Annotated in this window: 14 protein-coding genes; 5 read left to right on the top strand and 9 right to left on the bottom strand. The window is 54.7% G+C overall.

Translation table 11 applies throughout. The annotated features are described in order from the left end of the window. Positions 1 to 135 precede the first annotated feature (135 nt). Complete coding sequence (gene zapE, locus AABB92_RS14285; RefSeq protein ID WP_031375460.1) at positions 136 to 1,263, bottom strand: cell division protein ZapE; 1,128 nt, start codon at positions 1,261 to 1,263, stop codon at positions 136 to 138. A gap of 178 nt (positions 1,264 to 1,441) precedes the next feature. On the opposite strand from zapE, the gene zapG reads away from it, so the two are divergent. The 3 genes from zapG (at position 1,442) to degS (ending at position 4,478) form a co-directional block, all read left to right on the top strand. Further along, on the top strand, positions 1,442 to 1,843 hold the full coding sequence (gene zapG, locus AABB92_RS14280) for a Z-ring associated protein ZapG (protein ID WP_031375461.1): 402 nt from the start codon (positions 1,442 to 1,444) through the stop codon (positions 1,841 to 1,843). A 110-nt stretch (positions 1,844 to 1,953) separates the two neighbouring features. Beyond that, on the top strand, positions 1,954 to 3,327 hold the full coding sequence (gene degQ / locus AABB92_RS14275; RefSeq protein WP_031375462.1) for a serine endoprotease DegQ: 1,374 nt from the start codon (positions 1,954 to 1,956) through the stop codon (positions 3,325 to 3,327). 89 nt (positions 3,328 to 3,416) lie between these two features. Next, positions 3,417 to 4,478 carry an outer membrane-stress sensor serine endopeptidase DegS gene (degS, locus tag AABB92_RS14270; protein ID WP_031375463.1) on the top strand — a complete coding sequence of 354 codons (1,062 nt, stop codon included), beginning with the start codon at positions 3,417 to 3,419 and terminating at the stop codon, positions 4,476 to 4,478. A 170-nt stretch (positions 4,479 to 4,648) separates the two neighbouring features. Here degS and epmA read toward each other — a convergent pair whose 3' ends face one another. Further along, positions 4,649 to 5,626, bottom strand: coding sequence for an elongation factor P--(R)-beta-lysine ligase (epmA, locus tag AABB92_RS14265; protein WP_031375464.1), 978 nt, complete (start codon positions 5,624 to 5,626; stop codon positions 4,649 to 4,651). A 135-nt stretch (positions 5,627 to 5,761) separates the two neighbouring features. Between epmA and AABB92_RS14260 the strand changes: the two genes are divergently transcribed. Then, a complete protein-coding gene (locus AABB92_RS14260; protein WP_031375465.1) occupies positions 5,762 to 6,286 on the top strand; it encodes a lipocalin family protein in 525 nt (174 codons plus the stop codon). A 54-nt stretch (positions 6,287 to 6,340) separates the two neighbouring features. Here the strand turns inward: AABB92_RS14260 and AABB92_RS14255 are convergent, their stop codons facing one another. The 3 genes from AABB92_RS14255 to efp form a co-directional block, all read right to left on the bottom strand. Beyond that, positions 6,341 to 6,475, bottom strand: a complete 135-nt coding sequence (locus AABB92_RS14255) for an entericidin A/B family lipoprotein (protein ID WP_031375466.1) — start codon at positions 6,473 to 6,475, stop codon at positions 6,341 to 6,343. Positions 6,476 to 6,578: 103 nt separating this feature from the next. Continuing rightward, positions 6,579 to 6,710 (bottom strand): entericidin A/B family lipoprotein, encoded by a 132-nt coding sequence (locus AABB92_RS14250; RefSeq protein ID WP_031375467.1) that lies wholly within the window; start codon positions 6,708 to 6,710, stop codon positions 6,579 to 6,581. Positions 6,711 to 6,759: 49 nt separating this feature from the next. Continuing rightward, positions 6,760 to 7,326, bottom strand: coding sequence for an elongation factor P (gene efp, locus AABB92_RS14245; protein WP_031375468.1), 567 nt, complete (start codon positions 7,324 to 7,326; stop codon positions 6,760 to 6,762). A gap of 43 nt (positions 7,327 to 7,369) precedes the next feature. Here efp and epmB point away from each other — a divergent pair, with 43 nt between their 5' ends. Continuing rightward, positions 7,370 to 8,398, top strand: coding sequence for an EF-P beta-lysylation protein EpmB (epmB, locus tag AABB92_RS14240; protein WP_031375469.1), 1,029 nt, complete (start codon positions 7,370 to 7,372; stop codon positions 8,396 to 8,398). A 53-nt stretch (positions 8,399 to 8,451) separates the two neighbouring features. Here the strand turns inward: epmB and AABB92_RS14235 are convergent, their stop codons facing one another. The 4 genes from AABB92_RS14235 to AABB92_RS14220 form a co-directional block, all read right to left on the bottom strand. Then, on the bottom strand, positions 8,452 to 8,799 hold the full coding sequence (locus AABB92_RS14235; RefSeq protein ID WP_031375470.1) for a DUF4156 domain-containing protein: 348 nt from the start codon (positions 8,797 to 8,799) through the stop codon (positions 8,452 to 8,454). A gap of 313 nt (positions 8,800 to 9,112) precedes the next feature. Next, positions 9,113 to 10,762 carry a chaperonin GroEL gene (gene groL, locus AABB92_RS14230; RefSeq protein WP_003848314.1) on the bottom strand — a complete coding sequence of 550 codons (1,650 nt, stop codon included), beginning with the start codon at positions 10,760 to 10,762 and terminating at the stop codon, positions 9,113 to 9,115. A gap of 48 nt (positions 10,763 to 10,810) precedes the next feature. Beyond that, entirely contained in the window at positions 10,811 to 11,104 is a 294-nt protein-coding gene (locus AABB92_RS14225) for a co-chaperone GroES (protein ID WP_022625257.1), read from the bottom strand. Positions 11,105 to 11,344: 240 nt separating this feature from the next. Beyond that, positions 11,345 to 11,806 (bottom strand): FxsA family protein, encoded by a 462-nt coding sequence (locus tag AABB92_RS14220; RefSeq protein WP_031375471.1) that lies wholly within the window; start codon positions 11,804 to 11,806, stop codon positions 11,345 to 11,347. Between the last annotated feature and the right edge of the window lie 225 nt (positions 11,807 to 12,031).

Here is a 12,031-nt window from a genome sequence, read left to right as displayed (position 1 = left end):
CCACCCCTTCGGATAGAGTTACTGGAACACAGAGGATTTGGGAAAAAAATCCTTTGCTGTAACGTGGGGTCGCAAGATTATAGAGAAGTCAGTTACAAAAATCGAACCCTATTTCACTATTTATCTGCTTTATTCTCACGGCAGGTGCGGCAGGCGCAGATACTCCTCGCTCTGCATCTCCTGCAGACGTGATAAGCAGCGCTGATATTCAAATTTCAGCCGCGTGCCCTGATAAATCTCGGTCAGCGAGGTTTCCGCTGCCACCACCAGTTTCACATGGCGTTCGTAGAATTCATCGACCAGCGCCAGAAAACGACGCGCCTGATCCTCGGTCTTATAAATCATCACCGGCACATCATGCAGCAGGACGCTGTGGAAGCGACGCGAGAGCGCAATATAGTCATGCTGGCTGCGTCCTTCCCCGCACAGCGTGGTGAAGTTGATCGCCAGTACCCCGTCACTGACGCCGAGCGTCGGCATCTGGCGATGGTTGATCTCCAGGACCGGTGCCTGTTCCGGTTTGCCGCCCGCCAGCGCCTGAAACATCCGCCCCATTTCAGCGTGGGTCTTGTCATTCAGCGGGTAGTTCCACAGATGGGCCGAGGTCAGCGTCCGCAACCGGTAATCGATGCCGGCATCGACGTTCATCACATCGCAGTGGGTTTTGATCTGCTCAATCGCCGGCAGGAAGCGCGCACGCTGTAACCCGTTGCGATAGAGATCGTCTGGCGGAATGTTTGAGGTGGCAACCAGCGCGATACCGCGTTCAAACAGCGCTTCCATCAGGGTGCCAAGCAGCATCGCATCGGTGATGTCAGAAACGAAAAACTCGTCGAAACAGAGGATATCGGTTTCGGCTTTAAACCGGTCGGCGATGATCAGCAGCGGATCGCTCTGTCCCTGCAGTTGCGTCAGCTCTTCGTGTACCCGCAGCATAAAGCGATGAAAGTGCAGCCGCAGTTTGCGATTGCCAGGAATAGACTGAAAAAACAGATCCATTACCCAGGTTTTCCCGCGACCCACACCGCCCCACATATATAAACCGCGTAGCGGTGGCAGGGGTTCGTTTTTCTCTTTGCCGATCAGTTTCGACAGGCGTCCCAGCAGGCCAGATGTCGCAGGCGCAGCAGTTTGCTGACGTGCGGCCAGTGCTTGCTGGAGCGCGTCTAAACGGGTAATGGCTTCACGTTGTACGTCATCGGGCTTGAATTCGCCCTGCGACAGCGCCTGCTCATAGCGGGCAAGCGGAGATGAGGTTTGCATTGTTCTCTCAGAGTCCCTGAATTTTGTCTGATTCATACAGCTGTTGTCGAAAAAAAGGCCGTTCTACACTAAGCCATGCCGCTCCAGAGTTCCACATCCATAAGATTAACGGGTATAGTGACTACTATTGGAATGGTGCAATGCCCTACGGAACAACGGAAATAACACGGGAGTCATTATGACCTGGGAATACGGGCTAATTGGTTTAGTGGTAGGCATTATTGTCGGCGCAGTAGCCATGCGTTTTGGCAACAGGAAATTGCGTGAGCAGCGCAGCATGCAGTACGAACTGGAAAAATCGAAAGCGGAACTGGCGGATTACCGTCAGGAACTGACTAACCACTTTGCGCAAAGCGCGGAATTGCTGGACAACATGGCGCGTGACTATCGTCAGCTCTATCAGCATATGGCGAAAGGGTCGAATGACCTGCTGCCCGATCTGCCGGGTGAAAAGAACCCGTTTGCTTATCAGTTAACCGAAGCTGAAGCCGATAACGATCAGGTCCCGGTACAGATGCCGCGCGACTACTCTGAAGGGGCATCCGGTTTACTGCGCGGCGAGCGCCCTGCCCGCGACTAATCTTTTTGGGGCGCAGCCCGTCTGCGCCCACGGTTTTTGCGAACCCTGACCTCAAACGACTGTCACACTGAGTAATTCCTCCCACTTTTTGCAGCGAGAGCGTTGTAGCAATGAAAAAACAAGCACGACTGTTTAGCGCATTAGCCTTGAGTATTGGGATGAGCCTTGCCGCCGCGCCAGACGCGATGGCGACGCTGCCAGCACAAATTGCCGGCCAGCCGCTGCCAAGCCTGGCGCCAATGCTGGAGAAAGTGCTGCCCGCCGTGGTCAGCGTTCACGTTGAAGGTACCGAATCGGCCGATCAGGCGCAGGATATTCCTGAGCCGCTGAAACGCTTCTTTGGCCAGATGCCCGGCGGCAATAATCAGCCACAGCCGTTTGAAGGTCTGGGGTCGGGCGTAATCATTGATGCGGCCAAAGGATACGTGCTGACCAATAACCACGTGGTCAACGGCGCGGATAAGATCAATGTGCAGTTGGGCGACGGCAGTGAATATGAAGCCAAACTGATCGGTCATGATGAGCAGACCGACATCGCACTGATTCAGATCCAGGGCGCAAAAAACCTGACGCAGGTAAAAGTAGCCGATTCCGACCAGCTAAAAGTGGGCGATTTTGCGGTAGCGATCGGCAACCCGTTTGGTCTGGGTCAGACTGCGACCTCCGGTATCATCTCTGCATTGGGCCGTAGCGGCCTGAATCTGGAAGGACTGGAAAACTTTATCCAGACCGATGCGGCGATAAACCGCGGCAACTCAGGCGGCGCGCTGGTTAATCTCAACGGCGAGCTGATCGGGATTAATACCGCGATTCTGGCCTCAAGCGGCGGCAATATCGGCATCGGCTTCGCCATTCCCAGCGACATGGCGATCAATCTTGCCCAGCAGCTGATCAAATATGGTGAAGTGAAGCGTGGCCAGCTCGGTATTAAAGGCACCGAAATGACTGCTGACATGGCCAAAGCGTTTAACGTTGATGCGCAGCGCGGCGCGTTTGTCTCTGAAGTATTGCCGCAGTCAGCAGCCCAGAAAGCGGGTGTGAAATCTGGCGATATCATCACCTCAGTGAATGACAAACCGATCACCAGCTTTGCCGAACTGCGGGTGAAAATCGGCACCACCGCACCAGGCGAGCAGGTCAAACTTGGTTTGCTGCGTGAAGGTAAACCGATCACCGTCACCGTTACGCTGGAGCAAAGCGCACAAACCACCGCCAGTGCCCAGTTGATGTCGCCTGCGCTGCAGGGTGCCACCCTGAGTGATGGCCAGACCAAAACCGGTGACAAAGGGGTTAAGGTCGACACCATCGAGAAAGGCACGCCAGCTGAACAGGTTGGTCTGCAAAAAGATGATGTGATTGTTGGCGTTAACCGCAATCGCGTTCAGTCGATCGCTGAAATGCGTAAAGTGCTGGAAGGGAAACCGCCGGTACTGGCGCTGAATGTGGTCCGCGGTGATGAAAGTATCTATCTGTTGTTGAGATAAACCTCGCATTATGGCGGACACAAGCACGTGTGTGTCCGCCGCTCTCATGCTATTCTGCCCAGCGATCTCCCCTGGCGTGATTTAACACCATGTTTCTTAAACTTTTGCGTGCCGTGGTGCTGGGCCTGATTGTGGCGGGTATTTTGCTCGCAGCACTGCCTGCACTGCGTATGGGCAGCGACGCCCTCTATAACCACGATGACAGTAACGACGAAACACCCTTTAGCTTTAATCAGGGGGTGCGCCGCGCCGTGCCTGCGGTCGTCAACGTCTACAACCGTAGCGCACACGGTAATAACAATCGTGGCATCACTACCCTGGGTTCCGGGGTGATCATGAACGCAAAAGGTTACATCCTGACCAATAAGCACGTCATCAACAATGCTGACCAGATTATTGTGGCGTTACAGGATGGCCGTTTCTTCGAAGCGACGCTGGTTGGTTCAGACGCAATGACCGATTTGGCGGTGCTGAAAATTACCGCCTCCAGCCTGCCGGTAATCCCGATCAATCCTAAACGTCTGGCCCATATCGGCGATGTGGTAATGGCGATCGGCAATCCCTACAACCTCGGCCAGACGGTTACCCAGGGCATTATCAGCGCCACCGGACGGGTCGGCTTAAGTTCATCAGGCCGGCAGAACTTCCTGCAAACCGATGCCTCTATCAACCAGGGTAACTCTGGCGGCGCGCTGATCAACTCGCTGGGCGAATTGATGGGCATCAACACCCTGACCTTCGACAAAAGCAATGACGGCGAAACGCCGGAAGGCATTGGATTCGCTATTCCGACCGCGCTGGCCTCAAAAATTATGGATAAGCTGATTCGTGATGGCCGGGTGATTCGCGGCTACATCGGCATTACCGGCCGCGAACTGCCGCCGCTGCACGGTCAGGGCAGCAATCTGGATCGGGTTCAGGGCATTATCGTTAGCGTGGTGACCCCGGACGGTCCGGCCGATAAAGCCGGTATTCAGGCCAATGATGTGTTGCTGAGCGTCAACGGCAAGCCCGCAGTGTCCGCCCAGGAAACGATGGACCAGGTGGCTGAGATTCGCCCGGGTTCAGTGATTGATGTGCGGGTACTGCGAAATGATCAGAAGCTGACGCTGCCGGTAACGATTCAGGAATTTCCGGACAGTAGCCAGTAGCACAGCACGCGGCATACCAGCCGCCATGATTTAGCCTGACAGGCAGGGCTGGCCCAGCTGAAGAGCAAAGCGTCCGAGCCAGGAAGGCGAGGCCGACCTACAGGGAAATAGGTCTCCTTTGCGATCGGCTGGGCCATCCCTGCCCTTTCCACCGTTTTCCCGCCAGATGGTTAACAGCGATCGACCGGGAAGGCGATCACTTCACTCAGTGATTCCGCTTTCAGCGCCAGCATAATCAACCGATCTACACCCAGCGCCACCCCGGAACAGGCTGGCATACCGTGCGCCAGTGCATCCAGCAGGTTGGTATCAATCGGATGCTGTGGCAGGCCGCGCGCCGCGCGCCGACGGTTATCCTGCTCGAAGCGCTGACGCTGTTCGCGGCTGTCAGTCAGCTCACGGAAACCGTTCGCCAGTTCGATGCCCTTGTAGTAGACCTCGAAACGTTCTGCCACACGGTGATCCTCGGTGCTGATCTCCGCCAGCGCCGCCTGGCTGGCCGGGAAGTGATAAACGAAGCAAGGCTTATCCTGACCAATCTTCGGTTCCACGCCCAGCATAAACAGCAGCATCAGCAGGGTATCGCGATCCTCTTCCGCCCGCGCCAGTTCGCCTTCACCCAGCTTTTCCGCCGCTTCACGCAGCTGGGCCTTGTCTGCCGACAGCGGATCAATCTCCAGATGACGAATAAACGCCTGCTGATAAGAGAGTGATTCTGCGCTGTCGCACTCCAGCACCTGCTGCATCAGATCGTCGACTTCGTTCATCAGACGATACATGTCGTAGTGCGGCCGGTACCACTCCAGCATGGTAAATTCCGGGTTATGGTGACGCCCCGCTTCTTCATTGCGGAAGCTGCGCGCCATCTGGTAAATCGGCCCGCTGCCGGCGGCCAGCAGGCGTTTCATGTGGTATTCCGGGCTGGTCATCAGCCAGAGATCGCGCCCTTGTGCGGCACCCGGCCCGACAAACCGCGTCTGGAACGGCACCAGATGAATATCGGTGATGGTCGCCTGACTCATCGCTGGCGTATCGACTTCCAGTACGCCACGATCGGCAAAGAAACGACGCACTTCGGCTAAAATCGCCGCGCGTTTTAACAAATTGGCGATGGATGCGCTTGGTTGCCAGCTTGCCGTTTCGCTCATGGTGATGACTCCTGATACAAATAAGGGGTGGAAGTCTACCTGCAATGCCTGCGGCAAACAATCTCGCGCCCGCGCTGCCAAAAACAGCGTTTCGGCTTCTATACTTAAGCAGTTAAATCACAAAGGAATCCCACTATGTCTCCATGGAAAACTGTTGTTGCCAGCCTGAGCGCTTTTCTCTCCGTCGCCTGTAGCACCACGCCGCCAAAGAACGTCACCGTAATCGAAAACTTTGACAGCCAGCGCTATCTCGGTCAGTGGTATGAGATTGCCCGCCTGAATCACCCTTTCGAACGCGGCCTTGAACAGGTGACGGCGAACTATAGCCCGCGTGAAGATGGCGGCCTGAAAGTGATCAATCGTGGCTACAACGTGAAGAAACAGCGCTGGCAGGAGAGCATCGGCAAGGCCTACTTTACCGGCGACCCGCAGCGTGCGGCGTTGAAAGTCTCCTTCTTCGGCCCCTTCTACGGCGGCTATAACGTGATTGCTCTCGATCCGGACTACCGCTATGCGCTGGTATGTGGACCGAATCGCCACTATCTGTGGATTCTGTCGCGCACTCCGCAGCTGGAGCCGGGCGTGAAAGAGAAGCTGGTCGATCAGGCGCGTCGGGATGGCTTCCCGGTTGACGAGTTAATCTGGGTAAAACAGAAATAGTGCGGAAGCGAACAGCCGGTACGAAAAAGGTTTCGTACCGGTTGGAATAACGGGTTACTTCGTGCTGTTTTGAATCGCCTGACCACCCGCTTCTACGTCTTCGCCCACGCCACGTGTGGTATTACAAGCCGTCAGCAGTGAAGAGAGCACCAGTACAGAGAAGAAAGTGACAATACTTTTCTTTAACATAACAATGTCCTTTTTGATGGATGTAAAAGTACAGCGTTTTAAGCATAGCCGGATTTCCGACGACTGCCGCTGACGATTCCACAAAATAGACGAAGGTTAACAGTCAGTTTGCCGCACGTGAAATGGCACCACCTAAGTGGGAGACATCTTCGCCAAAACCGTGGAAAGTGTTGCAGGCGCTCAGCGCAGAGGAGACCAGCAACGCGAATGCGATTAATTTTGCCAGTTTTTTCATTTTTTCACTCACACAAGAAAAAGGCGCATCTGAGATGCGCCTGCGGCACTTATTTTACGCGTGACACGTATTCGCCAGAGCGGGTGTCAACTTTGACCACTTCGCCCTCTTGCACGAACAATGGCACTTTCACCACTGCGCCGGTAGACAGCTTGGCTGGCTTACCGCCTGTACCCGCGGTGTCACCTTTCAGACCAGGATCGGTTTCAACGATTTCGGCTTCGATAAAGTTCGGCGGCTGAACGGCGATTGGACGGCCATTCCACAGCGTAACGATACATTCAGCGTTATCCTGCAGCCATTTTGCGGCATCGCTGACGGTTTTCTCTTCAACCTGGAACTGCTCGAAGCTTTCCGGGTGCATGAAGTGATAGAACTCACCGTCGTTGTACAGGTAGTTCAGGTTGGTATCCATAACGTCTGCGCCTTCGGCGGAGTCGGTGGATTTGAAAGTTTTCTCAACGCGAGAACCCGTCAGCAGGCGACGCATTTTAACGCGCGCGAATGCCTGACCTTTACCCGGTTTAACGAACTCACTGGATTCGATGGCATACGGCTCGCCTTCGAACATGATTTTAAGACCGGGACGGAAATCGTTGCTAGAATAAGTCGCCATGAAGGCCCTCTACGAAAATTGATACTGGTACTAAGCCAAAAAAATGGCACACATTGTAACCCTAAAAACACCTTCCAGAGAAGATTGGTTGCAGCAACTTGCTGATGTTGTCACTGAACCTGATGAATTACTGCGGATTTTAGCCCTGGATCAGCACACTGAGCTGGCCGACGGGGCGGATGCGCGGCGTCTTTTCGCCTTGCGCGTTCCCCGTGCATTCATCAACCGGATGAAGAAAGGTGATGCGCACGACCCGCTGCTGCTTCAGGTACTGACTCAACGCCAGGAATTCATCGATGCGCCAGGTTATAGCACCGATCCGCTGGATGAACAAAGCAACGTTGTCCCTGGTTTGCTGCATAAATACCAAAACCGCGCCTTATTGCTGGTGAAAGGCGGCTGTGCGGTCAACTGTCGCTACTGCTTCCGCCGTCATTTTCCTTACCAGGATAATCAGGGAAATAAGCGTAACTGGCAGGCGGCACTGGACTATATCGCCGATCATCCGGAGCTGGATGAGATCATCTTCTCCGGCGGCGATCCGCTGATGGCGAAAGATCATGAACTCGCCTGGCTGATTGCGGCGCTGGAGAAAATCCCGCACCTGAAACGGCTGCGTATCCATAGCCGTTTACCGGTGGTGATCCCGGCGCGGATTACCGACGCACTTTGTCAGATGCTCAGTGAAACGCGGCTGCAGGTGCTGATGGTGACGCACATCAACCATGCGCAGGAGATTGACGACGCACTGCGTGAGGCGATGAGAGAGCTGAAGCGTGCAGGCGTGACGCTGCTCAATCAGAGCGTGCTGCTGCGCGGCGTCAACGACAATGCCCGGACGCTGGCAACGCTGAGCAATGCGCTGTTCGATGCGGGCATTCTGCCCTACTACCTGCACGTGCTGGACAAGGTGCAGGGTGCCGCCCATTTCTACGTATCAGACGACGACGCACGGCAACTGGTGCGGGCGCTGCTGTCGCAGGTTTCGGGTTATCTGGTGCCTAAGCTGGCGCGCGAGATTGGCGGAGAGCCGAGTAAAACGCCGCTCGATCTGCAACTGCGGCAGGAATAAAAACGGCCGGCGCAAGGCCGGCCGTCTGAAGAAGGCATGATGCCGGATTCACCTTACGGGCACTTGTAAACCTGACCGGACATTTTACTGTCGAGTGGTGCGAATGCGGACAGCAGGTTCTGCGTCGGACTGGTTGCGCCGTAAATCACGTTGCCGCCCATTTCCGCTGCACGGTTGCGCAGGTCATTTGCTGCACCGCGCAGGGCGCTGGTTTCCCCGCCTGCCCCGCTCAGCCAGTTACTCTGTGAGCCGGTAAGATTCCCCAGAAGCTGACACTCACTGCCGGGCTGCTGATCGGTAAAAGTCACGCGCTGGCCTGCCGAGGACAGTTGAGTAGAGCTGCTACAGCCCGCCAGCAATAACGCGCCAGCCGTCAGTCCGAGCAAGAGGTTAATCCGCATTGTAATCCCCATTTATTATCATCAGAGTCGGGTGGCAGCGTAGCAGAAAAATGTTTTTTCTTTCTGCACATTCATTGCCCTTATCCCGTTATATCGTCTCAATATTTCATGCCGCTTGCAGGCTGGCAAGCATGCCGATCCTGATGGTCTGGTTTAAGCCAGTGGATCCGGCGGCGCAGCAGCAGACAGCGTGACATATCAAGAGGAAAGACGAACGATTGCGCCACTACTTATACTATTTTCCGTCCCAAAAGAAAAACCCCCGACCGTTTCCGATCGGGGGTTCCAGATGACTTAAGCAGTCAACGGCAGATTACATCATGCCGCCCATACCGCCCATGCCACCCATACCGCCAGCGCCGCCGCCTAAATCAGGTGCGTCGCCTTTTGGCAGGTCAGTGACCATACATTCGGTGGTGATCATCAGACCCGCAACAGAAGCCGCGTACTGCAGAGCAGAACGGGTCACTTTGGTTGGGTCCAGGATACCGAAGTCGATCATGTTGCCGTACTCTTCAGTCTGCGCGTTGTAACCGTAGTTACCGTCGCCGGCTTTCACGTTGTTAGCGACCACTGATGGTTCTTCACCGGCGTTAGAAACGATCTGACGCAGTGGAGATTCCATTGCGCGCAGCGCAACTTTGATACCGACGTTCTGATCTTCGTTCTGACCACGCAGATCGGCCAGCTGGGCTGCAACGCGAACCAGCGCCACACCACCACCAGCAACCACACCTTCTTCTACCGCAGCACGGGTTGCATGCAGGGCATCTTCAACGCGGGCTTTCTTCTCTTTCATTTCAACTTCAGTTGCTGCGCCCACTTTCAGAACGGCAACGCCGCCTGCCAGTTTAGCGACACGCTCCTGCAGTTTTTCTTTGTCGTAGTCAGAAGTGGCTTCTTCGATCTGCTGACGAATCTGGGTAACACGACCCTGAATCGTCGCTTCTTCACCCACACCGTCGATGATGGTGGTGGTGTCTTTGTTGATCACAACGCGTTTTGCCTGACCCAGATCTTCCAGAGCTGCTTTTTCCAGCTCCATGCCGATCTCTTCAGAAATCACAGTACCACCGGTCAGGATAGCGATATCCTGCAGCATGGCTTTACGACGGTCGCCGAAGCCTGGTGCTTTAACCGCAGCTACTTTCACGATGCCGCGCATGGTGTTAACCACCAGGGTAGCCAGCGCTTCGCCTTCTACGTCTTCCGCGATGATCAGCAGTGGTTTGCCGGCTTTCGCCACGGCTTCCAGCACTGGCAGCATTTCACGGATGTTAGAAATTTTCTTGTCAGCCAGCAGGATGAACGGAGATTCCAGTTCAATCGCACCGGTTTCTGGTTTGTTGATGAAGTAAGGTGACAGGTAACCGCGATCGAACTGCATACCTTCTACCACATCCAGCTCGTCCTGCAGGCCGGTGCCTTCTTCAACGGTGATCACGCCTTCTTTACCGACTTTCTCCATCGCCTGAGCAATCAGCTGGCCCACGGTTTCATCGGAGTTAGCAGAGATGGTACCTACCTGCGCAATCGCTTTAGAGTCTGAGCACGGTACAGACAGCGCTTTCAGTTTCTCAACCGCAGCGATAACTGCCTGGTCGATACCGCGCTTCAGGTCCATCGGGTTCATACCCGCGGCAACGGCTTTCAGGCCTTCGGTGATGATAGACTGCGCCAGTACGGTAGCAGTGGTGGTACCGTCGCCCGCAGCGTCGTTCGCTTTAGAGGCAACTTCTTTCACCATCTGCGCGCCCATGTTCTCGAACTTGTCTTCCAGTTCGATTTCACGTGCCACAGAAACACCATCTTTAGTGATGGTCGGTGCACCAAAAGATTTATCCAGAACCACGTTACGGCCTTTTGGGCCCAGGGTAACTTTTACTGCATCTGCCAGTACGTTCACGCCACGCAGCATTTTTACGCGTGCGTCATTACCGAATTTTACGTCTTTAGCTGCCATTTTAAATATCCCTTAAATTCGTTTCGTTCAGTGAATTACGCGAAAAAATTACGCTTCAACAACCGCCAGGATGTCGCTCTCAGAGATGATCAGCACCTCTTCGTTATCGATTTTCTCGGTTTTCGCGCCGTAACCTTCGCTGAAGATCACGATGTCGCCAACCTTCACGTCCAGCGGCTTAACGTCACCACTCTCAAGGATGCGGCCGTTGCCGACAGCCAGCACTTCACCACGGGTGGATTTGCCGGCTGCAGAACCGGTCAGCACGATGCCGCCAGCTGATTTAGCTTCAACTTCTTTACGCTTGACGATAACGCGATCGTGCAATGGACGAATTTTCATTTGATAGCTCTCCTTTGAGAAGTCCAATCATTCAGTTTTGGGGTTGAACACCGGGCTGCATGGCTTCCGGCCTCGTGACCTGAGAGATAGGGCCGTGACCACGCCCTTTCAAGGGGGCAGACAACAAATTTTTTACGCAGATGTGATAACTGATGGCTTTTTGAGCAATCGGCAGAAAGATCGCCAGCGGAAATAAAAAACGCAACCCGAAGGTTGCGTTTTACTGTGGCAATGACACCGTCAGCGATCTTTCGGATCGTCATGGTGCTCAAGGCGATCGCTGTTTTTGCGCTCGAACTCGCCATCCATGGTATAGCCGCTGTCGGGTCCGGCACCCGGACCGCGCCAGACGCGCAGATGCGGCATCAGCTTCAGCGTCAGATGCTTCTGCACCGGCGGCAGCAACAGCAGCAGGCCCAGCAGGTCGGTAAAGAAGCCGGGCAGCAGCAGCAGAAAACCGGCGATGATCAGCGACACGCTCTTGATCATCTCTTTCGCCGGGCTTTCATTACGCGCCAGCTTCTCCTGCATCAGCATGAAATTCTTCATGCCCTGATTTTTGACCAGCGACACCCCGATGCAGGAGGTAAAGACCACCAGCAGCATGGTGAGCAGCACGCCCATGACGTGGGCGACCTGAATAAACAGTGAAATTTCAATCCAGGCCAGGACAAAAAAGACTAATAACGGTATCCAGCGCACCGTACTCTCCTGTAAGTGTGGGCTGACCGGCAGCGTGCCGTTCAGCAGAAAGCGTTCATCTTAGTGATGATAAGAAAAGAGATGGGCACCCGTGCCGCCATTTTCAACCGATCCTGTCAAATTTATCCCACAGGGTTAATTTTGTAACCTGTTTCACATATCGTTAACCTGACGGCAGCATTAAGTGATCTGCATGCGTACTTTTCTGATGCATCAGAATATGAT

The organism is Pantoea brenneri, from assembly GCF_038594305.1.
Taxonomy (GTDB): Bacteria; Pseudomonadota; Gammaproteobacteria; order Enterobacterales; family Enterobacteriaceae; genus Pantoea; species Pantoea brenneri.
Note: the sequence above shows the minus strand (reverse complement) of the source record. Positions and strands in the feature narration are given on the sequence as shown.

Bases quoted from the DNA above. Each gene is read 5' to 3' on its own strand.
- AABB92_RS14255 (WP_031375466.1), bottom strand. From the start codon at position 6,475: ATGTTAAAGAAAAGTATTGTCACTTTCTTCTCTGTACTGGTGCTCTCT.
- AABB92_RS14260 (WP_031375465.1), top strand. From the start codon at position 5,762: ATGTCTCCATGGAAAACTGTTGTTGCCAGCCTGAGCGCTTTTCTCTCC.
- zapG (WP_031375461.1), top strand. From the start codon at position 1,442: ATGACCTGGGAATACGGGCTAATTGGTTTAGTGGTAGGCATTATTGTC.
- epmB (WP_031375469.1), top strand. From the start codon at position 7,370: ATGGCACACATTGTAACCCTAAAAACACCTTCCAGAGAAGATTGGTTG.
- zapE (WP_031375460.1), bottom strand. From the start codon at position 1,263: ATGCAAACCTCATCTCCGCTTGCCCGCTATGAGCAGGCGCTGTCGCAG.
- AABB92_RS14225 (WP_022625257.1), bottom strand. From the start codon at position 11,104: ATGAAAATTCGTCCATTGCACGATCGCGTTATCGTCAAGCGTAAAGAA.
- groL (WP_003848314.1), bottom strand. From the start codon at position 10,762: ATGGCAGCTAAAGACGTAAAATTCGGTAATGACGCACGCGTAAAAATG.
- AABB92_RS14250 (WP_031375467.1), bottom strand. From the start codon at position 6,710: ATGAAAAAACTGGCAAAATTAATCGCATTCGCGTTGCTGGTCTCCTCT.
- efp (WP_031375468.1), bottom strand. From the start codon at position 7,326: ATGGCGACTTATTCTAGCAACGATTTCCGTCCCGGTCTTAAAATCATG.
- degS (WP_031375463.1), top strand. From the start codon at position 3,417: ATGTTTCTTAAACTTTTGCGTGCCGTGGTGCTGGGCCTGATTGTGGCG.
- AABB92_RS14235 (WP_031375470.1), bottom strand. From the start codon at position 8,799: ATGCGGATTAACCTCTTGCTCGGACTGACGGCTGGCGCGTTATTGCTG.
- degQ (WP_031375462.1), top strand. From the start codon at position 1,954: ATGAAAAAACAAGCACGACTGTTTAGCGCATTAGCCTTGAGTATTGGG.
- epmA (WP_031375464.1), bottom strand. From the start codon at position 5,626: ATGAGCGAAACGGCAAGCTGGCAACCAAGCGCATCCATCGCCAATTTG.